This window comes from Micromonospora sp. M42 (genome assembly GCF_000568915.1).
In the GTDB taxonomy this organism is placed as follows: Bacteria; Actinomycetota; Actinomycetes; order Mycobacteriales; family Micromonosporaceae; genus Micromonospora; species Micromonospora chalcea.
The window spans coordinates 1636048-1659420 of sequence record NZ_KK037233.1; the positions used below are offsets into that span (position 1 = coordinate 1636048).

General features: G+C 72.7%; 21 protein-coding genes and 1 pseudogene. 8 read left to right on the forward strand and 14 right to left on the reverse strand.

What is annotated here, in order from left to right; all coding sequences use genetic code 11:
* Positions 1–38: 38 nt before the first annotated feature.
* Both MCBG_RS07280 and MCBG_RS07285 read right to left on the reverse strand, forming a co-directional pair.
* A complete protein-coding gene (locus MCBG_RS07280; RefSeq protein WP_043324822.1) occupies positions 39–1259 on the reverse strand; it encodes an acetyl-CoA C-acetyltransferase in 1221 nt (406 codons plus the stop codon).
* A gap of 131 nt (positions 1260–1390) precedes the next feature.
* Positions 1391–2995, reverse strand: coding sequence for a FadD3 family acyl-CoA ligase (locus MCBG_RS07285; protein WP_223201424.1), 1605 nt, complete (start codon positions 2993–2995; stop codon positions 1391–1393).
* Between the two features lie 139 nt (positions 2996–3134).
* Here MCBG_RS07285 and MCBG_RS07290 point away from each other — a divergent pair, with 139 nt between their 5' ends.
* A complete protein-coding gene (locus tag MCBG_RS07290) occupies positions 3135–4286 on the forward strand; it encodes an acetyl-CoA C-acetyltransferase (protein WP_043324824.1) in 1152 nt (383 codons plus the stop codon).
* Positions 4286–5092, forward strand: a complete 807-nt coding sequence (locus tag MCBG_RS07295) for an SDR family oxidoreductase (RefSeq protein ID WP_043324825.1) — start codon at positions 4286–4288, stop codon at positions 5090–5092. The genes MCBG_RS07290 and MCBG_RS07295 overlap by 1 nt, the downstream gene beginning before the upstream one ends.
* Positions 5093–5177: 85 nt before the next feature.
* Here the strand turns inward: MCBG_RS07295 and MCBG_RS07300 are convergent, their stop codons facing one another.
* The 3 genes from MCBG_RS07300 to MCBG_RS07310 are packed head-to-tail and all read right to left on the reverse strand — an operon-like array spanning position 5178 to position 8308.
* Entirely contained in the window at positions 5178–6278 is a 1101-nt protein-coding gene (locus MCBG_RS07300; RefSeq protein ID WP_043324826.1) for an acyl-CoA dehydrogenase family protein, read from the reverse strand.
* A 10-nt stretch (positions 6279–6288) separates the two neighbouring features.
* Positions 6289–7449: an acyl-CoA dehydrogenase family protein gene (locus tag MCBG_RS07305; protein ID WP_043324827.1), complete on the reverse strand. Its 1161-nt coding sequence runs from the start codon at positions 7447–7449 to the stop codon at positions 6289–6291.
* Position 7450: 1 nt separating this feature from the next.
* Positions 7451–8308, reverse strand: coding sequence for an SDR family oxidoreductase (locus MCBG_RS07310; protein ID WP_247301377.1), 858 nt, complete (start codon positions 8306–8308; stop codon positions 7451–7453).
* A 121-nt stretch (positions 8309–8429) separates the two neighbouring features.
* Between MCBG_RS07310 and MCBG_RS07315 the strand changes: the two genes are divergently transcribed.
* Genes MCBG_RS07315 through MCBG_RS07330 form a run of 4 tightly spaced genes read left to right on the forward strand, consistent with a single transcriptional unit; the run spans position 8430 to position 11862 of the window.
* Positions 8430–9662, forward strand: a complete 1233-nt coding sequence (locus MCBG_RS07315) for an MFS transporter (protein WP_083297141.1) — start codon at positions 8430–8432, stop codon at positions 9660–9662.
* Positions 9663–9697: 35 nt separating this feature from the next.
* A complete protein-coding gene (locus tag MCBG_RS07320) occupies positions 9698–10516 on the forward strand; it encodes an SDR family NAD(P)-dependent oxidoreductase (RefSeq protein ID WP_198033282.1) in 819 nt (272 codons plus the stop codon).
* Entirely contained in the window at positions 10509–11102 is a 594-nt protein-coding gene (locus tag MCBG_RS07325; RefSeq protein WP_051611036.1) for a nuclear transport factor 2 family protein, read from the forward strand. The genes MCBG_RS07320 and MCBG_RS07325 overlap by 8 nt, the downstream gene beginning before the upstream one ends.
* Positions 11095–11862: an SDR family oxidoreductase gene (locus MCBG_RS07330; RefSeq protein ID WP_051611038.1), complete on the forward strand. Its 768-nt coding sequence runs from the start codon at positions 11095–11097 to the stop codon at positions 11860–11862. The genes MCBG_RS07325 and MCBG_RS07330 overlap by 8 nt, the downstream gene beginning before the upstream one ends.
* Positions 11863–12090: 228 nt before the next feature.
* On the opposite strand, the pseudogene MCBG_RS35070 reads toward MCBG_RS07330, so the two are convergent.
* Both MCBG_RS35070 and MCBG_RS07340 read right to left on the reverse strand, forming a co-directional pair.
* Positions 12091–12681 (reverse strand): annotated as a pseudogene (locus MCBG_RS35070) (SDR family NAD(P)-dependent oxidoreductase); the annotation flags it as partial.
* Positions 12678–13418, reverse strand: a complete 741-nt coding sequence (locus tag MCBG_RS07340) for a hypothetical protein (protein ID WP_051611041.1) — start codon at positions 13416–13418, stop codon at positions 12678–12680. The gene MCBG_RS07340 and the pseudogene MCBG_RS35070, both read right to left, overlap by 4 nt.
* Positions 13419–13629: 211 nt before the next feature.
* On the opposite strand from MCBG_RS07340, the gene MCBG_RS31570 reads away from it, so the two are divergent.
* Together MCBG_RS31570 and MCBG_RS07350 are read left to right on the forward strand one after the other, a co-directional pair.
* Positions 13630–14883 carry an FAS1-like dehydratase domain-containing protein gene (locus MCBG_RS31570; RefSeq protein ID WP_084789445.1) on the forward strand — a complete coding sequence of 418 codons (1254 nt, stop codon included), beginning with the start codon at positions 13630–13632 and terminating at the stop codon, positions 14881–14883.
* A gap of 10 nt (positions 14884–14893) precedes the next feature.
* Positions 14894–15847: a quinone oxidoreductase family protein gene (locus MCBG_RS07350; RefSeq protein WP_043324832.1), complete on the forward strand. Its 954-nt coding sequence runs from the start codon at positions 14894–14896 to the stop codon at positions 15845–15847.
* A gap of 5 nt (positions 15848–15852) precedes the next feature.
* Here the strand turns inward: MCBG_RS07350 and MCBG_RS07355 are convergent, their stop codons facing one another.
* From MCBG_RS07355 to MCBG_RS07385, 7 genes are all read right to left on the reverse strand, one after another.
* The gene (locus MCBG_RS07355) at positions 15853–16377 is read right to left on the reverse strand and encodes a nitroreductase/quinone reductase family protein (protein WP_051611044.1); all 525 of its coding nucleotides are present in this window, start codon (positions 16375–16377) and stop codon (positions 15853–15855) included.
* Positions 16374–17843 (reverse strand): MmgE/PrpD family protein, encoded by a 1470-nt coding sequence (locus tag MCBG_RS07360; protein ID WP_043324833.1) that lies wholly within the window; start codon positions 17841–17843, stop codon positions 16374–16376. Before MCBG_RS07360 ends, MCBG_RS07355 begins: the two co-directional genes overlap by 4 nt.
* 3 nt (positions 17844–17846) lie before the next feature.
* Positions 17847–18680, reverse strand: coding sequence for an ABC transporter ATP-binding protein (locus tag MCBG_RS07365; protein ID WP_051611046.1), 834 nt, complete (start codon positions 18678–18680; stop codon positions 17847–17849).
* The gene (locus MCBG_RS07370; protein WP_051611048.1) at positions 18680–19738 is read right to left on the reverse strand and encodes an ABC transporter ATP-binding protein; all 1059 of its coding nucleotides are present in this window, start codon (positions 19736–19738) and stop codon (positions 18680–18682) included. Before MCBG_RS07370 ends, MCBG_RS07365 begins: the two co-directional genes overlap by 1 nt.
* A 26-nt stretch (positions 19739–19764) precedes the next feature.
* A complete protein-coding gene (locus tag MCBG_RS07375) occupies positions 19765–20703 on the reverse strand; it encodes an ABC transporter permease (RefSeq protein WP_043324834.1) in 939 nt (312 codons plus the stop codon).
* Positions 20700–21641: an ABC transporter permease gene (locus tag MCBG_RS07380; RefSeq protein WP_043324835.1), complete on the reverse strand. Its 942-nt coding sequence runs from the start codon at positions 21639–21641 to the stop codon at positions 20700–20702. The genes MCBG_RS07375 and MCBG_RS07380 overlap by 4 nt, the downstream gene beginning before the upstream one ends.
* Before the next feature lie 138 nt (positions 21642–21779).
* Positions 21780–23357 carry an ABC transporter substrate-binding protein gene (locus MCBG_RS07385; RefSeq protein WP_043324836.1) on the reverse strand — a complete coding sequence of 526 codons (1578 nt, stop codon included), beginning with the start codon at positions 23355–23357 and terminating at the stop codon, positions 21780–21782.
* Positions 23358–23373 lie beyond the last annotated feature (16 nt).

Consider the following 23373-nt stretch of genomic DNA (forward strand, 5'->3'; position numbering starts at 1 on the left):
GACGTCCCCGGTTCGACCGGGGACGTCGACACACCCGCCTAGGAGAGCCGCTCGATGACCATCGCCATGCCCTGGCCACCGGCCGTGCACATGGTCTCGAGGCCGAACTGGCCGTCCCGCGCCCGCAGCCCGTTGATGAGCGTCGTCGTCATCCGCGCTCCGGTCTGACCGAACGGGTGGCCCAGGGCGATCGCGCCGCCGTGCACGTTGACCTGCTCGGGGTTGGCCTTGAGGTCCGAGATGGAGGGAACGACCTGAGCGGCGAACGCCTCGTTGAGCTCGACGAGATCGATGTCGGCCATCGAGAGCCCGGCAAGCGCGAGGGCCCGCCTCGACGCCTCGACCGGGCCGAGACCCATGATCTCCGGCGAGATCGCCGAGACACCGGTGGACAGGATCCGGGCCAGCGGCGTGACGCCGAGTTCGGCGGCCTTGCGGCTGGACATGATGATGAGGGCGGCCGCGCCGTCGTTGAGCGGGCAGCAGTTGCCCGCGGTCACCGTACCGTCGGGCCGGAAGGCCGGTTTGAGGCCGGACAGCGACTCGGCCGTCACTCCGGCGCGAGGGCTGTCGTCGGTGGCCACGACGGTGCCGTCGGCGAGGGTCACCGGCGTGATGTCGGTGGCGAAGAAGCCCGACTCGATCGCGGCCTGGGCCCGCTGCTGGCTCGTGGCGGCCCACTCGTCCTGCTCGGCGCGGCTCACACCACGGTGGCTCGCGACGTTCTCCGCGGTCTCGCCCATCGCGATGTAGACGTCGGGCAGTTCATTCGCGTCGCGCGGGTCGGTCCACGGGCCGGCGCCACCCCGTCCGCGGGCGGCGGTGCGCTCCCCCGCCGCGGCGAAGATCGGGTTCTTCGTGTCCGGCATGCCGTCGGACTTGCCGGCGGCGAAGCGCGAGACGGCCTCGACCCCGGCGGAGACGAGCACGTCCGCCTCACCGGAGCGGATGGCGTGCAGCGCCATCCGGGTCGTCTGCAGGCTCGACGCGCAGTACCGCTGCACCGTCGTCCCGGGAACCCGGTCGAGCCCGAGTTCGACAGCGACGACGCGCGCGAGGCCCCAGCCCTGCTCGCCGGCCGGCTGCGCGCAGCCGAGCATGAGGTCGTCGATCTGGGTCGGGTCGAGCGCCGGCACCTGGGCCAGGGCCGCCTGGACCATCTGGGTGGCCAGGTCGTCGGCCCGCATCGAGGCCAACGACCCCTTGAAGGCCCGGCCGATCGGCGAGCGCGCCGCGGCGACGATGACTGCGTCCTGCATTGGTGTCCTCCGGTTCTCGGGCTGGCGCCCGTGACGGCGGTGCCGTCGGTGTCAGGTCTGGTCGGGGCGTCGGGCCTGCCGGCGAGCAGGGCACCGGGGCCGGTGCGCCCGCACGAAGCGCAACGCCGGGCTCACCCGGTGAGCTTGAACTTCTGGATCTTTCCGCTCGCGGTTCGTGGCAGCGCCGCAACGACGGTGAAGCTGCGCGGACGCTTGAAGTTGGCCAGCCGCTCCCGGCACCACGCCTCGAGCTCGTCGGCGAGCGCCGACTCGTCACCGGTCCAGGCGGGAACGGTCTGCACGAAGGCGCTGCCGACCTCGCCCATCCGCGCGTCGGGGACCCCGACGACCGCGACGTCGAAGACGGCGGGATGTTCGGACAGCACCCGCTCGACCTCGGCGGGGTAGACGTTGAAGCCCCCGACCATGTAGACGTCCTTGATCCGGTCGGTGATGCGCAGGTAGCCGTCCTCGTCGACCCAGCCGACGTCACCGGTGTGCAGCCAGCCGTCCTCGTCGATGGCCTGCGCCGTGGCGTCCGGGTCCTCGAAGTAGCCCGCCATCACGTTGTAGCCGCGCACGAGGATCTCGCCCGACTCGCCGGCCGGCAGCGGCTGTCCGTCGAGACCGGCGATCCGCAACTCGGTGCCCGGGATCGCCCGCCCGCAGCTGGTCGAGATCCGTTCGAGGCCGGCGTCGGGCGGGCACACGGTAGCGGTGCCGCACGTCTCGGTCAGACCGTAGGCGGTGATGACGTCGCGGAAGCCGAGTTCCTCGCGCATCCGGCGCAGCAGCGGCACCGGCACGATCGTGGCGCCGGTGACGGCCAGGCGTACCGAGCTGAGGTCGTACCTGCCGAGGTCGGGGTGTTCGAGCAGGGACGTGTAGACGGTGGGCGCGCCGGGGAAGACCGTGACCCGTTCCTGCTCGATGAGACGCAGCACGGTCTCGACGGCGAACACGGCGACCGGGATGATCGTGGCGCGTGTGAGGAGGCAGGCCAGGATGCCGGCCCGCCAGCCGAAGCTGTGGAAGAACGGGTTGACCATGAGATAGCGGTCGCCTCGCCGCAGCCCGACGAGTCGGGCCCACTCCCGGTCGACGCGAAGGTTCGAGGCGTGCGAGACCATCGCGCCCTTGGGGTAGCCGGTGGTGCCGGAGGTGAACAGGATGTCGGACACGTCCTCCGGGGCGAGGGCGGCGATCCGTTCGTCCACGACTCCGGGGTCGACCTGGTCGGCCAGCGCGGTGAAGCCCGCCAGGGACCACACGCCGTGATCGGTCTGCTCGCGGCCGGTGGCGGACAGGTCGACGACGGTACGCACCGAGGGCAACAGTGGCACGGGGCGGCCGACCGCCGGTGACGGCCCGTCGCCGCGCAGCGCGGCCAGGTAGTGGGTGTCCAGGAAGGCGTCGTCCAGGACGACCATCGTGGCCCGGACCTTGGCGATGACGGACCGTGCCTCCGCACCACGGAAGCGGGTGTTGACGGGGCACAGCACGCCGCCCGCAGCCAGCACGCCGAGGGCGCTGACGACCCAGTCGGCGCTGTTCGGGGCCCAGACGACGACGCGGTCCCCCGGCTCGAGACCGTGCGCGACAGCGGCCCGCGCGAACCGGTTGACGGCCGCGTCGAGCTCGGCGAAGGTCATCCGCACGTCCCCGTCGACGAGGGCCTCCAGCTCGGCGGCGTCCTGCGCGGCCTGCCGCAGCAGGGCGGGGATCGTGGTCAACACGTCACTCACGCACATCTCCTCACGCGGAGCCGGTCACTTGTCGGAAACGAAGCACAGACTACCAACCAAGCGCTTGCTAGACTAGCGGCAGCGACGCCGGCGGCACCGACCGGTGAGGCATCTGAAGGAAGGGAACCCGGTGGCAGAGGCATACATCGTGGACGCCGTCCGCACCCCCGTCACGCGACGCGGCGGCGCGCTCGCCAAGATCCACTCCGCCGATCTGGGAGCCGCCGCGCTCACCAGCCTCATGAGTTCCTCGGGGATCGACCCCGGCGCCGTCGAGGACGTCGTGTTCGGCTGCGTCGACACCATCGGCCCACAGGCCGGTGACATCGCCCGCACCGCCTGGCTCGCCGCCGGCCTCCCGCAGCACGTACCCGGCGTCACAGTGGACCGGCAGTGCGGCTCGAGCCAGCAGGCGGTGCACTTCGCGGCCCAGGCCGTCATGGCCGGAGTCAACGACGTCGTCGTCGCCGGGGGCGTGCAGAACATGAGTGCCATCCCCATCTCGGCCGCGATGCTCACCGGCCAGCAGTACGGCTTCGACGACCCCTTCTCCGGGTCGATCGGCTGGCGCGAGCGCTACGGCGACGAGCAGATCTCGCAGTTCCGCTCGGCCGAGATGATCGCCGAGAAGTGGGGCGTCAGCCGGGAGGACATGGAGCGCTTCGCCCTGCGTAGCCACGAGCGGGCCCTGCGGGCCATCGCCGAGGGCCGCTTCAGCCGCGAGATCCGCGCCGTCGGCGACGTCGACACCGACACCTGCCCGCGCGCCGACACGAGCCTGGAGAAGATGGCCGCCCTCGACCCGCTGACCCCCGGAGGCCGGGTCACCGCCGCCGTGGCGAGCCAGATCTGCGACGGCGCGGCGGCCCTGCTCGTCATGAGCGAGCAGGCCGTGGCCGAGCACGGCGTGACCCCGCGCGCCCGGATCCACCACCTGTCGGTACGCGCCGACGACCCGGTGCTGATGCTCACCGCCCCGATCCCCGCCACCGCCCACGCGCTCGAACGCACCGGAATGTCGATCGACGACATCGACCTGTTCGAGATCAACGAGGCGTTCGCCTCGGTCGTGCTCGCCTGGCTCCAGGAGACGGGGGCCGACCCGGAGCGGGTCAACGTCAACGGCGGCGCGATCGCCCTGGGCCACCCGCTCGGCGCCACCGGCGCCCGGCTGATGACCACCCTCCTGCACGAGCTCGAACGCACCGGCGGCCGCTACGGCCTGCAGGTGATGTGCGAGGGCGGCGGCCAGGCCAACGTCACGATCATCGAGAGGCTCTGATGACCCACTCCCCCGCGACGCCCGGCGGCGTCGACCTGACCGGCCAGGTCGCCGTCGTCACCGGAGGCACCCGTGGCATCGGCGCCGAGATCACCCGCGCCTTCCTCCGGGCCGGGGCGCGGGTGATCGTGTGCGGCCGCAGCGAGCCCGAGGAACTGCCCGGGATCGACGGACGCACGCCCGTCTTCGTCCAGTCGGACGTACGCGACCCGGAGCAGGCCAAGGCCCTCGTCGCCGCGGCGGTGGACCGGTTCGGCCGGCTCGACATCCTGGTCAACAACGCCGGTGGCGCACCGAGCGCCGACACCGCGACGGTGTCCCCCCGCTTCGTCTCGGCGGTCGTCACGCTCAACCTGCTCGCCCCATTCTACGTCGCCCAGCAGGCCAACGAGGTCATGCAGCGTCAGGGCAGCGGGACGATCATCAACATCGGCTCGGTCGCCGGAGCCAACCCGGCCCCGGACACCGCCGCGTACGCCGCGGCCAAGGCGGGCCTGACGATGCTGACCCGGTGCCTCGGACTCGACTTCGCGCCCGCCGTACGGGTCAACCAGGTGACTGTGGGTCTCGTGCAGACCGAGCTGTCGCATCTCTACTACGGCGACGAGGCGGGGCAGGACCGCGTGGCGCGGACCATCCCCATGCGGCGGATGGCCACCCCGGCCGACATCGCCGCGGCCTGCCTGTTGCTCGTCTCGCCGCTGTCCGCCTACGTCACCGGCACGGAGATCGTCGTCGACGGTGGTGGGGAGATCCCGTCGCGGCACCTGGCCGCCCAGCCGCCCGGCGCCGGTCCGCTCGGCTGAGCGCGCGGGGCATGTACGGCGGAGGGGCCGCACCGGTTCGGTGCGGCCCCTCCGCTCCTGCCTGCCGTGGAGTTCGGCGCCTCGCTCAGAGGCCGGCGAGCGCCACCACCTCGGCGCGGACCGCCGCCGCAGAGCCGGCCAGCAGCTGGGCCGACTTGCCGCGCTTGAAGAACAGGTGTGCGTGGTGCTCGAAGGTGAACCCGATGCCGCCGTGCAACTGGATCGCCTCGGCCGCGACGGTCATCAGCGTGTCGGCGCACACGAGCTTGGCCAGCGCCGCGTCGTGCGAGCGGGTGGCGGCCCCGGTGCGCAACGTCGTGACGAGGTGGTCGGCGGTGGCCCGCGCCCCGGCGACCGCGACGGCGAGGTCGGCGCAGCGGTGCTTGAGGGCCTGGAACGACCCGATCGGGCGGCCGAACTGCTCCCGCACCTTGAGGTAGTCGACGGTGAGGTCGAGGCAGGCGCGGGCGGCGGCCGCCGACTCCAGCGCGAGCATCGCGCGTACGTGGTCCAGCAGCACCCGGGCACCGTCGCCGCCGGGGGCGTCGACCCGGGTGGCGGCGGCCTCGCGCAGGTGCACGGTGCTCAGCCGCCGGGTCTGGTCGAGCGTCATGTGCGTCCGCACGTCCACCCCGTCGGCGGCCCGGTCCACCGCGTAGACGCCGAGCTCACCGCCCTCGTTGCGGGCGGTGACGAGAACGACCCGGGCGGCTTCGGCCCCGGGGACGAGGGTCTTCGTCCCGGTCAGCGCCCACTCGTCCCCGGCGCCGGTGGCCCGGGTGGCGGTCTGCCCGAGATCCCAGCCCGCGCCGTCCTCGGCGAGCGCGACGGCCAGGGTCAGCTGCTCGTCCACGACGCGTGCCAGCAGGGGCTCGGCGCTCGGGCCGAGGGCGCGGGCGGCGAGGATCGCGGTGAGGCTCGTCGCGAGCGCGCCCGGCACGAGCCGGGCCCCGAGCTCCTCGATGACGGCGGTCGCGGCGGGCACGTCCAGGCCGAGGCCGCCGAGGTGCTCCGGTACGACGAGGCCGAGCAGGCCCAGCTCGGCCGTGAGCAACTCGTGCAGCAGCGGGTCGTAGCCCCGCTCCCCGACCATGACCTCGTGGGTTCGGCGCAGGTCGGCCTGCCCGTCGAGCACCTCGGCCACGGAGGCACGGATCTCGGCGAGGTCCTCGGGCGTTCCGGTCATCGTCCTCACCTCATCGGGGCAGGCCGAGCAGGCGCTCGGCGATGATGTTGCGCTGGATCTCGTTGGAGCCGCCGTAGATCGTGTTGGCGCGGCTGAAGAGGAAGTGGGTCTGGGCGTCGTCCAGCTCGTACCCGGGCCCGGTGAGCAGCGCCCCGGCCCCCTCGACGTCGACCGCGAGCTCACCCAGCGAGCGGTTCCACGTGGCCCACTGGAGCTTGGAGATCGACGCCTCCAGACCGGACAGCCCCTCACCGGCGGACGCGAGCAGCCGCACCGCCGAGTGCCGCATCACCTCGAGCCCGATGTATGCGTCCACGAGGCGGTCACGCAGCGCCGGCTCCTGCCAGGCGCCGTTGGAGCGGGCCCGGGCGATGACGGCGTCGAGGCGCCGGCGGAAGCCGATCTGCTGGCCGAGGGTGGACACGCCCCGCTCGAAGCCCAGCGTGCCCATGGCGACCTTCCAGCCCTCGCCCTCGGCGCCGACACGGTGCTCGACGGCGGCGACCGCATCGTCGAAGAAGACCTCGTTGAACTCGCTCGTGCCGGTCAGCTGGGTGATCGGGCGCACCGTCACGCCGGGCTGATTCATCGGCACCAGCAGGTACGACAGGCCCGCGTGGCGGGTCGAGCCGGGATCGGTGCGGCACAGCACGAAGCACCAGTCGGCCAGGTGCGCCAGCGAGGTCCACACCTTTTGCCCGGTGATGACGTAGTGGTCGCCCCGGCGTTCGGCGCGGGTGCGCACCCCGGCGAGGTCCGAGCCCGCGCCGGGCTCGGAGTAGCCCTGGCACCAGATGTCCTCGCCGCTGGTGATGCGGGGCAGGAAGCGGGCCTTCTGCTCCGGCGTGCCGAACGCGAGCAGGGTCGGGCCGAGCAGTTGCTCGGACATGTGCCCGAGCCGGCCGGGCGCGCCGGCGCGGGCGTACTCCTCGTGGAAGATGACCTGTTGGGCGAGGGTCGCCGGGCGACCGCCGTACTCGGTGGGCCAGGAGAGGCCGATCCAGCCGGCCCGGCCCAGGTGGCGCTCCCACTCGCGGCGCAGCTCGTGCGCCTCGTGCTCGCGTCCCTCGCCGCCGGTGCCGACGGCCTCGGCGAACGGTCCGGTGAGGGCCTCCTGGAGCCAGCCGCGGATCTCGGCCCGGAACTGCTCGTCGCTCACCGGCGCACCCATGTCAGGCACCGTAGACGGGGGTCGGCGGCTCGGAGCGGGCGATGAGGTCGGCGACCACGTCGGTGAGCTCCTCCGGTTCCCATCGGCCGCCCTTGTCGGCGGCCAACCCGTGGCGCCAGCCGTCGGCGAGCGAGACCTCGCCGCCGGCGACCTCGAAGACGGCGCCGCTGACGGCCCGCGCAGCGTCGGAGCCGAGCCAGACCACGAGCGGGGAGACGTTTGCCGGGTCCATCGCGTCGAAGCCCGTCGCGGGGGCGGCCATCGCCTCGGCGAAGACGGCCTCGGTCATCGGGGTACGGGCCGAGGGGGCGATCGCGTTGACGACGATGCCGTAGCGGGCCCACTCGGCGGCCGCGATCTGGGTCAGCGCGGCGATCCCGGCCTTGGCGGCGCCGTAGTTGCCCTGTCCGACGCTGCCCATGAGCCCCGCGCCGGAGGACGTGTTGACCACGCGCGCGGCGACCGGGCGGCCGGCCTTGGCCTCGTCCCGCCAGTAGGCGGCGGCGTGGCGCATCGGGACGAAGTGTCCCTTGAGGTCGACCCGCAGGACCAGGTCCCACTCCTGCTCGCTCATGTTGACAAGCATCCGGTCGCGGTTGATGCCGGCGTTGTTGACGAGGGTGTGCAGCCCGCCGAAGGTCTCGATCGTCTCGCGCACGAGGCGCTCACCGTAGGCCCAGTCGCTGACGTCGCCGGTGCTGACGACCGCGCGACCGCCCAGCGCGCGGATCTCGTCGACGACGGCCTGGGCCGCCGCCCGGCTGCTGTCGATGTCGTTGACGACGACGTTCGCGCCCTGCCGGGCGAACTCGAGGGCGTGGACCCGGCCCAGCCCCTGTCCGGCACCGGTCACGATCACCGTTCGTCCTGCGCAGAAGCCGCTCACGGCACGCCCTTTCACTCGAGGTACGGGAAGAAAACCACATCCGGCACTAGCTATGCAAGCAAGCGCTTGGTAGGGTCCCGGAAACGACAGAAGGATGGCGAAAGACGTGAAAATGTTCTCGGCCCTGCAATTCCGAGACTTCCGCTTCGTACTCCTGACCCTGGTGTTGTCCCAGGCCGGCTACTGGGGCTGCAACATCGCCTTCCAGTCGGTGCTGATCGAGAGCGACGCCACCCCGGCGACGATGGGGGCGCTCTTCTTCTGTCTGCTCGTGCCGTTCACGCTCTTCTCCATCCCGGCCGGGGTGCTGGCCGACGCGGTCGACCGGCGGCGGCTGCAGATCGGCGTGCTCCTGGCGACCACCGTCCTGGCCGGGGTCTGCGCGGCGACGATCGCGGCCAGCATCGTCGCCCTGCCCGTGATGCTCGGGCTCGCCTTCCTCGCCGGCACCGGAATCAGCTTCCTGTCCCCCGTGACCCAGGCCCTCGTGGCAAACACCGTCCCGGCCGAGGCGCTCGGCCATGCCGTCCCGATCCAGGCGGCCGGGCTCAACCTCGCCCGCTCGATCGGCCCCGCGGTCGCCGGGCTGATCCTCGTGGCCTGGGGACCGCTGGGCACGTTCGTGATGTACGCGACGCTCACTCTCGCCGCGGCCGCCGCCGCGGTAGCGGTCCGCACCCGGCGCATCCCGCCGGCCGTCCGGGTGGCCCGGGAGAGCCTGGCCACCCAGGTACGCGCGGGGATCCGGCACGCCCGCGAGCGTCCCCCGGCCGCGCTCTGCCTCGTCATCGTCGCGGTGAACGCGTTCTTCGGGTGCGCCTTCACCACCCAGCTCCCCGTCCGGGCGGCCGCGACCACTGACAACCCGGACCCGGTCTTCCCCGTGCTCGTGGCGCTGACCGGGCTGGGCTCGCTCCTCGGCATCCTCGTCGTGGCCCGTCTGTCCGAGCGCATCGCCACCGTGTGGCACGCCGCTGTCACCCTCGTTCTGCTCGGCCTGAGCAACGCCCTGCTCGGCGCCGCCACGACGGTGCCCGTGCTCGCGGCGGCCGCGCTGCTGTGCGGCACGTTCAGCATCGGCGCCATGGTGACCCTGCAGACGGTGGTCCAGAAGGTCGTCGACGACGCGCAGCGCGGCCGGGTGATGAGCCTCTACTTCCTCGGCTGGGGTGGCATGCCGTTCGGCGCCCTCCTGCTCGGCGGGCTGAGCACGTGGCTCGGCTCCACGACCGCGTTCCTGCTGTACGCCGCCGCGTGCCTGGCCACGGCCGCCACGGTGCTCCTGTGGTTGCGTCGCGGACGCGCCGACCCCCTCCCCGCGACCTGACCTCCCCCGGCCCTCCCACCTCCTCAGGAGTTGTCGTGACCGATCAGTCCTCCCCGACCGCACCCGCGGCGGCGCTGCCCGTGCCCGCCGACTTCGTCCACCGCGCCGGCGTCGCGCTCGTCACCGGCGGCACCGGCGGCCTCGGCCGGGTCATCGCCCGCGAGCTGGCGCGCCGAGGGTCGGCGGTGGCGATCACCTACCGCAGCGACGCCGACGCCGCCCGGCAGGTGCTCGACGAACTGCCGCCCGTCGCGTCCGGCACGCACTCGGCGCACCACCTCGATCTCACCGACGCCGAGGCCACCGCCGCGCTCGTGGCGCAGCTCACCGGACGCGGACCGCTGCACACGGTCGTGCACGCGGCCGGGCCGCACGTGCCCATGCGGCACCTGTCCACAGTGCGCCCCGAGCAGTTCGCCACGCAGGTCGCAAACGACACGACCGCCTTCTTCACGCTGGTCTCGGCCTGCCTCCCGGCCCTGCGGCAGAGCCGTGGCAACGTCGTGGCGATCACGACCGCGGCGACGACGCGCTATCCCGCCCGGGACGGCCTGTCCGCCGCGCCGAAGGCGGCGGTCGAGGCGCTCGTACGGGCCTTCGCCAACGAGGAGGGCCGCTTCGGCATCCGGTTCAACTGCGTCGGCCCAGGCATGCTCACCGACGGCATGGCCGAGCGGCTGATCTCCTCGGGGGACCTCGACGAGCGCGCCCTGGCCGTCGCCCGGTCCTCGACTCCACTGCGGCGGTTCGGTAGTGCCCTCGACATCGCCGAGGCCGCCTGCTTCCTGGCCAGCGACCGGGCCGGCTTCATCTCCGGGCAGAAGCTCGACGTCGACGGAGGCTTCGGTGTCTGAACCGTCGCGGTCCCTCCCGGTCGAGCTGGACGCGCTGCTCGCCGAGCGGGCCGTCGAACGGGCCCTGCTGCGCTATGCACGCGGGATCGACCGGATGGACCGGGACCTGGCCGCGAGCGCCTTCCACCCGGACGCCCGGATCACCCTCGGCGGGACCACCGCCGACCGGGACACGATGCTGGACACGGTCTTCGCGCTCGTGGCGCGGCGCACCATGACGATGCACTACCTGACGAACATCCTGGTCGAACTCGACCCGGCCGACCCGGACCGCGCCCGGGCCGAGACGTACGGCATCGCGTTCCAGCGCAGCACGTCCGAACCGCCCCGCGGCAACATCATCAGCGGGTTCCGCTACGTCGACCTGGTCACCCGGCGCGCGGGCGAGTGGCGCGTGCAGGAACGCCGCACCGTCTCCGAGTGGCAGCGGGTCGACGACCTCGCCGGCCAGTGGCCGATCCCCGAAGCGGCACTGCGGGGAGCCCGCGACGCCTCCGACCCGATCAGCAGCCCGTGGCCGCCCGGCGGCCCGGCTGCGGAGGCCGGGCCGGACCCGGCCCGCGAGCCCGGGCGCCCCTGTGGGTGACCCGCGGCCGGGGGTCGGCGCCGGCGCGCCGCGGCTCGGCTTCCGTACGGGCGACGTCGTCGTCGTGACCGGGGCCGGCAGCGGGATCGGCGCGGCGACCGCGGCAGCAGCCGCCGCCCAGGGACTCGTGGTGTCCGCCTGGGACCTCGACGCCGCCGCACTCGCGGCGGTGAGCGCCGCCGTCCGCGCGACGGGCGGGGTGGTCGACCCGCACGTGGTCGACGTCGCCGACGAGGCGGCCGTGCGCGCGGCCCTGTCCGGGACCCGCTCGGCGTACGGGCCGGTGCGCCACCTCGTCAACAACGCCGGCCCGTCCTCGGCGACCGAACTCGACTTCGACCACGCCGTACGGCTGTGTGTCGGCAGCGTACGGTCGGTGACCCGGGCCTGGCTCGAACAGGCCCCGCCCGGGGCGACCCTCGTGAACACCGCCTCGGTCGCCGGCACCGTCGTGGGCACCGCCTCCGACTGGTACAGCGCGGCGAAGGCAGCGATCGTCGGCTACACCCGGCACCTGGCCGCGCACCGGGCCGACGTCGTACGGGCCAACGCGGTCGCACCCGGCATGGTGGACACCCCGAGGTTGCGGGGCTTCGCCGAGTCCCCGACGGGGCAGTCCGTGCTGGCCCGGGTGCCGAGCCACCGGATGGCCACACCGGACGAGATCGCCTGGCCGATCCTCTTCCTGCTCTCGCCGCTGGCCTCGTACGTCAACGGGCGGTGCTCGTCGTCGACGGCGGGTGGAACCGTCACGCAGTGAAACGCGGCCGTCAGCTCGGGTCGGGGCCCGGCCGCCGAGCATCGCCCGCATTCCCCCTGGTTGCCGGCGACGAGGCGGCCCGGTCCGGGCCGGAGCGCCGCGCGGCGGACCTCGGCCTGCTGGCGCACCACGTGCACCGGGCCGGCGCCCAGGGCCGCCAGCCCCTCGGCGGCGACGTCGGCCCGGGTCGGCCGCGCCGGTCAGGTCGAGGCCGGCGCGCGCCATGGCGGGGGTGGCAGTGAGCCCGAGCACCAGGTGCAGCACGTCGACACCGACCTGCCGCAGCTCGAGCCAGAGGCCCTCGGTGAAGATCCGGGTGAAGGCCTTGGCGGCGGCGTAGACGCCGATGTCGGCGTGGCCGAGGTAGCCGGCCGAGGAGCCGACGACGAGGATGCCGCCGCGGCCGCGTGCGGCGAGCCGGGCGCCGAGCTCCCGGCAGAGTTCGAGCGGGCGGGTGACGTTGAGATCGATGACGGCCTGGATCCGGGCGAGGTTCGCCTCGACGAAGCGGCTGCGGTAGGTGTTCGCGCCCGCGTTGAGGACGAGCAGGCCGAGGTCGAGGTCGGCGACGGCCTCGACGATCCGGGCGGTCGCGTCCGCGTCGAGCAGGTCCAGGGCGAGCACGCGGCACGGGACCCCGTGCGCCCGGACCCGGTCGGCGGTCTCCCCGAGCGGCGCGGGCTTGCGGGCGACGAGCACGATGCCCAGGCCGGCCCGGGCCAGCTGCTCGGCGAACGCGGCGCCGACCCCCTCGGAACCGCCGACGACCAGGGCCCAGGGCCCGTAGCGCTCGAACAGTCCGGCGGTGGCCTCGCTCATGCCACGCGGTCCGTCGCCGTGGCGGGCTCGTCGAACCAGTCCCACTCCCAGGGTGTGATGGTGGCCAGGGGCCCGGTGAACAGCGGGGTGGCCGTGCCGGCGAGCGCCGTGGGCGGGGCCGCCGGCGGGTCCGCGGCCAGGGCCCGCGCGAACTCGACCGGGTCGGCTTCGAGGTAGGTGAGCCGGATCCGCACGACGGGTCCGTCGGGGCGGCTGCGGCTCGGGGCGCTGCGGAAGGTCCACACGCCCGCGACGCCGTCGCGCGCGAGCAGGTCGGGCACCTGCGTCTCGTGCTCGAACCGGGACAGGTCGGCCACGTCCGGGCGCTGGGACGTCTCGACCCGGCTCACCTCGACGTACACCCCGCGGTGGGGCCGGAACGGCAGCGCGGCGAGGGTGACCAGGGCCCGGGGGGCGACGTGGCCCTGGACGGGCCGGAACATCCGGGTCATCGGCCGTTCGGTCCAGGCCAGCTCCGGACGCCGGCCCTGGTGGATCGCCCGGTCGCCGAGGTCCGTCCACTCGGCGACCGCGTCCGCGGCCGGCTCGGCGAACCAGTACATCGCCATGTACTGGCTGCCGGCGAGGGCGGGATCGGGGTAGCTGCCGAGCCGCTCGCACGCGGGCGTACGCACCCAGCGGTCGCCGTGCACGACACCGGGCAGGGCGAGGTTCTCGGGGCGGTGGTCGAGCTGATGCCACGCGTTGTAGTCGCGATGGCGGGCGGGGTCGGTCACCTTCGGAAACGAGAAGAAGGCTCGGGTGGCTGTCGCTGGGGTGCTGGGGAGCATCTCGGCCCTCTTCGCGGGTCGGGGCGCTGGTGACGCACGATCGGTCCGGTGTCGCCGCCGGGGCGCGGCCGGTGTTTCGAGCCTTGACCCTAGGGCAGCGCCGGTCATATGGTCAAGCAAGCGCTTGGTTGACACCGTTGTCCGCAAGAGGAGCCCCATGACCGGCAGTGACGCGGATTTCCGCGCCCGACTCGACGCTCTGATCGGCCTCACCGACCCGCCCCGCCGGGCCAAGGACGCGATCACCGAAGCAGCCATCCGCGTCTGGTGCGACGCCGTCGGCGACGAGAACCCCGCGTACCAGGACCCCCGGTGGGCCGCCCGCTCCGTCTGGGGCGGCATCGTGGCCCCGGCGACCTCGCTGAACATGTGGACCCTGCCGGGCAACAGGCGCGCTCACCGCCACGCCGAGAGCCTCGACCGGGTCAACGAGGTCCTCGCCACGCGCGGGTTCACCTCGGTGGCCGCGGTGCAGACGGAGCACACCTACGTACGCCCGCTGCGCCCCGGCGACCACCTGGAGCAGTTCCCCTCCATCGGCGCGGTCTCCCCCGAGAAGTCCACCCGGCTCGGCCGGGGCCACTTCGTCGACCTCGTCAGCGACTACCGCACCGTCGAGGGCGAGCCGGTCGGCCGCGTCGTCCTGCGGATGCTCCGCTGGAACCCGGCGACCCGGACCGAGGGCCCGGCGACATCAGGGGACCGCCTCGCCCGCCCGGTACGCCCGGCCGCCGCCCCGGTCGACCTGCCGCCGGCCGGCACCACCGGCACCCTGACCGCGCACCTGCAACCCGGCTACGCCGCCGCCCCGCTCGACGAGCGCCCCTACCTCGTCGGCAGCGCCGAACTCGCCGACGGGACCCGCTTCACCGGGGATGTCGCGTACCTGCGCCCCGACCTCGTGCACGACGGCATGCCGGTCGTCGTGGCGCACCGGCGCACCCGCGACGGTGCGATCCTGCCGGTGCTCACCGCCCCCCGGCCGCAACGCCGCACGAGCACCCGTACCGGGGCCGAGGTGAGCATCGGGCAACGCCTCGCGCCCTGGCCGATCCCCGTCACCCAGCTGTCCATCGCGGCGCTGGCGACCGCGACCTTCGACTTCAACGACGTGCACCTCGACCGCGACGCGGCCCTGGAACGGGGCGCCCGCGACGTCTACATGAACATCCTCGGCTCCAGCGCGCTGGTCAACTGCTACCTCACCGACTGGGCCGGACCGGAGGCTCGCGTCGTCGACTTCCGCACCCGCCTCGCCGCGCAGAACCACCCCGGCGACACCTGCACGCTCGACGGCGTCGTCACCGGCCTGAATCCGGCGGACGGGGGAACGCACGTCACCGTCGACGTCCGCGGCACCAACAGCCTCGGCGACCACGTCATCGCCTCCGCCACCATCGCCCTGCCCTGAGAGGAATCGCGTGCTCGCCAGCTACGTCGTCGACTCCGGCTCCCCCGACAGCCTGCGCCTCGGCCAACTCGACGCCCCGGCGCCCGGCCCCGGTCACGTGCTCGTGCGGGTCCAGGCGGCAAGCCTGGACCGGGTCGACACCTACATCCGTCGCGGCACCCACGGGATGGCGGTCACCGGCCCGACCATCCTCGGCCGGGACGTCGCCGGCACCGTCGTGCGGACCGGTCCGGGCGTCACCGGCTTCACCGCCGGCGACGCGGTCGTCGGGCTGACCACCGGCGCCCACGCCGAGTACGCCGTCGTCCCGGCCACGCACTGCTTCCCGCGACCGGCCGCGCTCGACGCCGTCCACGCCGCGGCGGTGCCCACCGCCGGACGCACCGCCTACGACGCGGTCGTCAACCTCGCCGGCGTACGCCCCGGCGACCGGGTCCTCGTCGTCGCCGCCGCGGGCGCGGTCGGCACCTTCGCCGTCCAGTACGCCCACCACCTGGGCGCGCGCGTCTTCGGCACCAGCGCCCCGGCGAAGGCCGACGCGGTACGCGCCCTCGGCGCGCTCGACGTCGTGGACCACTACCGCCCCGACGTCGTCGAGTCCCTGCGCGCCGCGCTGCCCGGCGGCGAGGTGGACGTCATCGTCGAGTCGGTCGGCGGCACCCTCTGGTCCGACGTGCTCAAGGTCCTCGCCCCCGGCGGCCGGCTGGTCACCTGCGGCGTCACCGCCGACAGCCACGCCCACCTGCACCTGGGTCGCCTCATGGTCAAGGGCTGGACGCTGCGCGGCATCGGCCGGCCCGGGCCCGAGGCGGTGGCCGGCCAGCTACGCGAGGCGCTCACCCTCTCGGCCGTGACCGCCGCCCCCGCGATCGCCGCGACGTACCCGCTCGAGCAGGCCACTGTCGCGCACGACCGGCTGGAGGCGTCCGAGTTCGTCGGGCGGATCGTCCTCACCACCGGCTGAGCCGCTCAGGCGAGCGGCTCCCCCGAGACGGCGGTCAGGACGACGAGCGGGATCTGCCGCCCGAAGCCGGCAGCCCGTTCGGCGTAGCGTCCCACGTTCGGCTTGCGCGCCACGACGTGCGCGAACAGCTCCGGGTCGCGCTCGCCGTCGGTCACCCGCGCCCGCACCGGGACCGTCCTGCGCCGCAGGACGATCCAGCACAGTTCGTGGTGACGCGCGTTGACCACCCAGGCGGGGTCCTTGGGGCCGCCGCCCTTGGAGCCGACGACCACCAGATCCTTCCCGTACGGCACGTAGGGCAGCGCCGCGTCGCGCAGTTCCCCGGAGCGACGGCCCACAGTCGTCAGCAGCAGCGTGGGGTGGTACGGGAACCTGCCCGCCAGCGCGTACTGCAACGACACGAGCGAGAACCCGGTCCGTCGCACGAGAAAGCGGTCGAACGCCATCCCGCGCGGGCCGCGGATGACGATCAGCCACGACCTGCCGTACGAGGCGAACGACCTCGTCTCCGCGCCGATCCGTCGGCTCACCGCGCACGCGCCAGCAGCGGCGACAGCGTCTCGGTGACGTCGGCGACGTCGTCGATGCCCCGGACCACCTCGACGAGCCGCTCCTGCGCGCCCGCGTCGAGGATCCCGTCGCAGAACGAGGCCAGCTTGCCGGTCACGAAGTCCCAGTCCGCCCGCGTCGTGTCGTCCCACGGGTCGCCCTGGGCGAAGTCCGACTCGACCACGTACTCCCGGCCGCCGGCCCGGATCGTCAGCGCGCCCCGCGTCCGGCGGATCTGGCCGCCCGGGTGTTCCCTGAGGTCGGCCTCCCACTCCGCGTCGAGCACCGGGTCGGGCGCCGTCGTGATCCGGCGCGCCAGGTCCCACACCGCCGGGTCGGCCAGCCGCTCGGGGTCGTACCACTGCGGTCCCGGTGCGTGCCCGAGCAACGCCAGCGCCGCGGCGTACGGCATGTTGAAGGCGCCGTCCAGCGGCGCGACGGCGGTGTCCGGGATCTGCGGGGCCGGCTCCCGGAACTGCAACGTCCGGTAGGCCGCCGGGCTCAGCCGGATCTCCATGGACTCGATCTGCGACACCGGCACCCCGTGGGTGCCCGGGAACGCGCGGATCGCGTCGAGCGCCGCGTGGGTGAAACGGCACGTCGGGTACGGCTTGAGCGACGTCTCGGTGATCCACCACTTCGACCCCAGGCCGGCGACCATCTCGTGCCGCTCGCCGCCGAGGAAGCCCATCGCCTCGATGAAGCCCGGGGTGCGGTCCAGCACGTCCAGGTCGCCGGTGTAGCCCTCCTCGGCCAGCGCCGCGCCGAGCATCCCGGCGTGCGCGATCGCGCCGTACGGGCCGTACTTGAACGCGTTGAACGAGCGCCGCTCGGCCATGTAGGAGTTCTTCGCCGGCGGGGCCAGCCAGGCGACCAGGCCGAGCGCGTGGGTCAGCCGCTCCGGCTCCCAGCCGCCCACGACAGCGCATGCCGCGGCCGCGCCCATCGAGGCGTACCCGTGCGACGACAGCGGCGACCAGCGGAACTGGCCGTCCTCGAAGGCCATGAGCGAGGTCGACAGGTTCAGCCGCGCGTTGATCTCGAACGCGATGATGCTCGCGCGCAGCAGGCTCGCCCCGTCGGCGTGCAGCCGCTCGGCCTCTGCCAGACCGGCCGCGACGCCGAACACCGCGAAGTGCGCCGAGTTGAAGAACGTGTCGTCGGCGTCCAGCGCGTTCATCATGTCCGCGTTGGCGTGCGCGGCGTTGATCGCCGCGACCCGCTGCTCCAGCCCGAACACGGTCGCCTCGGCCGGGCCGCCGAACCGGGCCGCGACCCGCTGGACCATGCGGCTGCGCCGCAACCGCACCGCCGCCAGCCCGCAGACGAGCGAGTCGAGCAGGACGAGCTTGCCGTAGTCGCGTACCGACTCGGGGATCTCCTCGTCGCGCGTCGTCGCGAACCGCGCCAGCAGCTGCGTCCGGGTCGGTTCCGTCGTACCGGTCACCGTTCAGCCCACCCTTCCCGGCGCGACGAGCCGGTTGCCCTGCGCGTCGCGCGGCAGCGGCACGGGGATCGCCGCGAGCAGCTTCTTCGTGTACTCCTGCCGCGGGTTGGCGAAGATCTGGTCCGTCGTGTCCGTCTCCACCACCTCACCTGCGGCCATCACCATGACCCGGTCGGCGATGACCTCGACGAGGGCCAGGTCGTGACAGACGAACAGGTACGCCAGACCCAGCTCCTCCTGCAGGTCCCGGAGCAGGTTGAGCACCTGCGCCCGCACCGACACGTCGAGCGCCGCGACCGGTTCGTCGCACACGATGAGGCTCGGCTTCATCGTCAGCGCCCGGGCGATCGCGACCCGCTGCAACTGCCCGCCGGACAGCTCGGCCGGGTAGCGCTCCAGGTAGCGCGAACCGATGCCGACCTTGTCGAGCAGCTCGACGGCCTCCTTCTCCCGCGTGGCCCGGTCCTTGTCGGTGTGCACGAGGAGAGGTTCGGCGACCGCGTCCCTGATCGTCATCCGCGGGTCGAGCGAGCTGTACGGATCCTGGAAGATCATCTGCATCCGCTGGCGCAGCGCGCGCAGCTGCTTCGGCTTCGTGGCCAGCACGTCGATCCCGTCGAAGGTCACCGAGCCGGAGTCCGGCTCGATGAGGCGCAGCACCATGCGCCCGACCGTCGACTTGCCCGCGCCGGACTCGCCGACGACGGCGAGGCACTCGCCGCGCTCCAGGGTGAAGCTCACCCCCTTGACCGCGTTCAACCATTTCGTACGCCGGCCGAGCCAGTCCCGGCCGGCGCTGAACGACTTCGTGAGGTTCTCGACTTCGAGCAGGCTCATCAGACCGTCACTCCATCCAGAGAGAGCTCCGCGGCCCGCACGCACCGCGCATGGTGCTCGGCGGTGCCGTCGAGACGGACCAGGCCGGGGTGGGCCACGTCGCACCGGCCCGGCACGGCGAACTCGCACCGGCTGCTGAACCGGCACCCGTGCGGCCAGGCGCCTGGCGCCGGGATGCCACCGGGGATCGCGCGCAACCGCCGGTCGGTGCTCAGGCCCGGCTTCGGGATCGAGCCGATCAGGCCGGACGTGTAGGGGTGCCGCGGGTGGAAGAACAACTGCTCCGAGGGCGCGTTCTCGGCCACCTCGCCGGCGTACATGACCACGACGTCCCGGCACAGCTCGGCCACCACCGCGAGGTCGTGGCTGACGAACAGCAGCGCCACCCCGGTCTGCTCCTGCAGGTCGCGCAGCAGTTCGAGGATCCGTTCCTGCACCGTCACGTCGAGCGCCGTCGTCGGCTCGTCGGCGATGAGCAGGCGCGGGTTGCACGCCATGACCATCGCGATCATGACGCGCTGGCACATGCCGCCGGAGAACGCGTGCGGGTAGTCGTCGATCCGCTGCGCCGCCCGCGGGATCTGCACCATGTCGAGCATCTCGACGGCACGGGCCCGGGCTTGCTTGCGGTTCATGCCCAGGTGCTTGCGCACCGACTCGGCGATCTGGTCCCCGACGGTGTACGCCGGGTTGAGGCTGCGGATCGGCTGCTGGAAGATCATGCCCATGCCCGGGCCGCGCAGGTCCCGCCACTGCTTCTGGGTGCCCGCGGTGAGATCCACGCCGTCGAAGACGATCCGGCCCGAGGCGATCCGTCCTCCGGTCGCCCCGGTCAGGCCCATCACCGCGATGGAGGTCACCGTCTTGCCCGACCCGGACTCGCCGACCAGGGCCATCGAACCGCCCGGCTTGAGCGAGAACGAGACGTCCTGGACGGTCGTCTGCCAGCCGCCCGAGGGCGAGGGGAACTCGACGCTCAGGTTCTCCACGCGCAGCAGGTCCGCCGTTCCGCCGGTGGCGTCGGTCCTGGTGCCGGCGGGCGCCGTTTCACGTGCCATGTCAGCTCCTGGTGGTTGCCGGACGGTCAGTTGCCCGAGCGGGTGCGCACGAGGGCGCGACGGACGCCGTCACCGACGTAGGTGAAGGCGAGGACGGCGAGGAAGATCATCACGCCGGGCGGCCACACGAGGTACGGCGCGAGGCGCATGTTCGACGAGGCGGTCGAGAGCATCGAGCCCCAGCTGGCCGCGGGGGCCTGGACGCCCAGCCCGAGGAAGCTCAGGCTCGCCTCGGCCGCGACGGCGGTACCAAGCGACACCGAGATGACGAGGATGATCGGCGGCAGCACGTTGGGCAGCACGTGCCGCACCGCGATCCGCAGGGTGCTGCAGCCCAGGGCGATCGAGGCCTCGATGTAGGTCTCGTGCCGCACGTCCATCGTGCCGGCGCGGGCCACCCGGAAGAAGCGCGGGGCCATGACCAGGCCGATGGCGAGCATCGCGTTGGTGATGCCGGCGCCGAGGACCGCGACGATGGTGATGGCCAGCACGAGCGACGGGGCGCTCATCAGCGCGTCCATGATGCGGGTCAGGATCGCGTCGACCCAGCCGCCGCGGTAGCCCGCGATCATGCCGAGCGGCAGACCGAGGACGAGCGCGACGGCCGCGGCCTGCAGCGCCGCCCACAGCGAGACCCGCGCGCCGAAGATGAGCCGGCTCAGCACGTCCCGGCCGTAGTCGTCGGTCCCCAGCCAGTGCTCGGCGTTCGGCGGCCGGAGCCGCAGCAACAGGTTCTGCACGTCGGGGTCGTACGGTGCCAGGGCCGGGGCGAAGATCGCGATGAAGGTCAGCACGAGCAGGAAGACGCCGGCCGCGATCGTCGCGGGGCGGCGCACGATGCTCTTGAGGATGCCGGGGGCGGCGACCGGCTCCGGTTCGCCCGTGCCGATGGCCGCCGCCGGCACCTCGGCGAGGCCCGAGTCGTTCCCCGGCGCCGGAGCCGAGGGGGTCTGGTTGGCGCTCATGACCGCACCTTCGGGTTGAAGTAGCCGTAGGAGATGTCGACGATGAGGTTGACGAGCACGACGACAGTCGTGCTGAACAGGACGAAGCCGAGCAGCACCGGGATGTCACGGCCCTGCACCGCCTCGATCGCGGTACGACCGAGGCCCGGCATGTTGTAGATCATCTCGATGGTCACCGACCCGGCGAGGACCTCCGCGACGCGGAAGCCGAGGACGGTGACGACGGGGATGCATGCGTTCTTCAGGGAGTGCTTGAACACCACGCTGGATCGCGACAGTCCCTTGGCCTCGGCGTTGAGGACGTAGTCGGACTTCATGACCTGCCCGAGCGCCGAGCGGAGTTGCAGGGTCACCTCGGCCGCGGGTAGCAGGCCGAGGGCGATGCCCGGCAGGACGAGGTGCGACAGCCACGGCCAGAAGCCGTCGGCCAGCGGCTGGTAGCCGAACGCCGGAAACATCTGCAGGCCCACCGCGAAGACCGAGGCGAGCACGAGGCCGAACCAGAAGCCCGGGATGGCGATCGCGATCGAGGCGAGCCCGTTGACGAACCGGTCGACGATGCCACCGGAGCGCAGCGTGGCCACGAGGGCGAGGGTGGCCCCGAGCACGACGGCGAAGATCATCGCGACGAGCACCAGCGACATCGTCGTGGCCATTCGCCGCGTCAGCAGCTCGATGACTGTCTGATCGGACAGGAAGGACGTGCCGAGGTCGCCGCGCAGGACGTCGCCGACCCACATGGCGTAGCGCACCAGGACCGGAGCGTTGAGGTTGAGTTCCTCGCGGATCGCCTCGACACGTTCCGGGGTCGGCTCGTCGCCGGCCAGGACGACGGCCGGGTCGCCCGGAGCGAGTTCGATCAGGGCGAAGACGAGCAGCGGGACGACGAACAGCAGGGGTATTGCCGCGAGCAAGCGCCTGCTGGCGTAGCGGATCATGTCCTACCTCGACTCTGAGCGTGTGCCTGGGACTGCGCCTCGCACGGCCTGGTGCCGGCAAGGCCGGTGGTGTCGCCGCCGGCCCCCGCCGCAGCGGGTGGTCCGGCGGCGACGCCACCGGTGGTCAGGAGCGACCGGTTACTTCTTGACGGCGATGTGGCGCAGGTCCCAGATGCCGATGTTCGACATCGGGATGTTGTCGGTGCCGACGATGTTCGCCTTCGAGACGTTCGCGTTGGTCTGGTTGCACAGCGGCACGAACCAGGCCTGCTCGAGCGTCGTCTTCCAGATGTCCTGGTACAGCGGGGCCCGCTTGTCCATCGGCAGCGTGGGGTTGGCGGCCTCGGCCGCCTTGCCCGCGATGAGCGAGGGGTCCGCGGCGAGCTTGTACGTGTTCAGCATGTAGGTGTTCACCGTCGCCGCCGGGTCGGCCTTCGGGCTCCACGACGTGCCGACCATCAGCTCGAAGTCGCCGGCGATGAAGCGCGGCTCGTTCTCGGTGTTGGGCACGGGGTTGAGCGTCGCGTCGACGCCGGCGGCCCGCAGGGACGCCTGCACGACGTTTGCCGGCTGCTCGGCGTTCGTGCCCGCGGCGAAGGTGACCGACACCTTGGCGCCGCCGGCCTGCTGCACGAGGGCCTTGGCCTTGTCCACGCTGAACTCGTACGGGTAGGTGTAGCTCGGGATGCGGCTCGGGTCCGTCTCCGGCACGACCTGGCGGGTCGGCGTGCAGTAGCCGCTGAAGAGCGCGCTGATCGCCTCCGGGTCGACCGCGTGGGCGATCGCCTGGCGGACCTCCGGCTTGACGAGGTCGCCCTTGTTGGCGCGCAGGTAGATGCCGACGACGTTCTTGAACTTCACCTGGTGCTGCTGGAGACCGCTGCCCGGGGTGACGATCTTCTCCACCGTGGCGATCTCGCCGGCCGAGCTGAGCGGGGCCAGGTCGACCTGGCCGCTCTGCAGGCCGTTGAGGCGGGCGGCGGCGTCGGGCACCCGCTGCAGCTCGATGCCGCCGAGACGGCCGACGTTCGGGTCCCAGTAGTTGTCGGCCCGCTTGAGGACGAGCTTCTCCTGGGGGACGAGCTGGGTGGCGATGTACGGGCCGGACCCGGCGGTGCCGGGATTGTTCTTGATGTCGGCGCCGTCCTTGATCGCCTTCGGGCTGACCATCATGCCGGCCGTGCCGGTGAAGGACGCGGGCAGCTGGACGCCCTTGCCCTTGACCAGCTTGAGGCGCGCGGTCGTCGCGTCGACGACCTCGACCGACTCGATGTCGGCGAGGTCGCTCTTGAGGGTCGAGCCCTCGAGCGTCTTGCCGCGCTCAATGTTGACCTTGACGGCCTCGGCGTCGAACGGCGTGCCGTCGTGGAACTTCACGTCGTCCCGGAGCTTGAGTTCCAGGACGCTGCCGTCCTCGACGAAGTTCCACTCCTTGGCCAGGCCCGGCACGATCTTGTCGTCCTTGTCCAGCGTGGTCAGCCGGTCCCAGACGAGGAACAGGTAGCCCCACGCGCCGTAGCTCGTCTGCAGGGCCGGGTCGAGGTCGCGCAACGGACCCGCCGACGCGAACTTGAGCACTGCCGACGTGTCGATCTCGCCCTGCGCGGCGCTGCTGCCGCTGCCGGAGTTGTCCGGCGAGCTGCAGCCGGCCAGGGCGAGAGCCCCGATGCTGATCAACGCGACCACACGTTTGCGGGCCGTTATGGTGACGCCCATTCTCATCCTTCCTAAA

Excerpts from the sequence above, each read along its gene's own strand:
- MCBG_RS07280 (WP_043324822.1), bottom strand. The coding sequence starts at position 1,259 with ATGCAGGACGCAGTCATCGTCGCCGCGGCGCGCTCGCCGATCGGCCGG.
- MCBG_RS07295 (WP_043324825.1), top strand. The coding sequence starts at position 4,286 with ATGACCCACTCCCCCGCGACGCCCGGCGGCGTCGACCTGACCGGCCAG.
- MCBG_RS07300 (WP_043324826.1), bottom strand. The coding sequence starts at position 6,278 with ATGACCGGAACGCCCGAGGACCTCGCCGAGATCCGTGCCTCCGTGGCC.
- MCBG_RS07305 (WP_043324827.1), bottom strand. The coding sequence starts at position 7,449 with ATGGGTGCGCCGGTGAGCGACGAGCAGTTCCGGGCCGAGATCCGCGGC.
- MCBG_RS07315 (WP_083297141.1), top strand. The coding sequence starts at position 8,430 with ATGGCGAAAGACGTGAAAATGTTCTCGGCCCTGCAATTCCGAGACTTC.
- MCBG_RS31570 (WP_084789445.1), top strand. The coding sequence starts at position 13,630 with ATGACCGGCAGTGACGCGGATTTCCGCGCCCGACTCGACGCTCTGATC.
- MCBG_RS07365 (WP_051611046.1), bottom strand. The coding sequence starts at position 18,680 with ATGAGCCTGCTCGAAGTCGAGAACCTCACGAAGTCGTTCAGCGCCGGC.
- MCBG_RS07370 (WP_051611048.1), bottom strand. The coding sequence starts at position 19,738 with ATGGCACGTGAAACGGCGCCCGCCGGCACCAGGACCGACGCCACCGGC.
- MCBG_RS07375 (WP_043324834.1), bottom strand. The coding sequence starts at position 20,703 with ATGAGCGCCAACCAGACCCCCTCGGCTCCGGCGCCGGGGAACGACTCG.
- MCBG_RS07380 (WP_043324835.1), bottom strand. The coding sequence starts at position 21,641 with ATGATCCGCTACGCCAGCAGGCGCTTGCTCGCGGCAATACCCCTGCTG.
- MCBG_RS07385 (WP_043324836.1), bottom strand. The coding sequence starts at position 23,357 with ATGGGCGTCACCATAACGGCCCGCAAACGTGTGGTCGCGTTGATCAGC.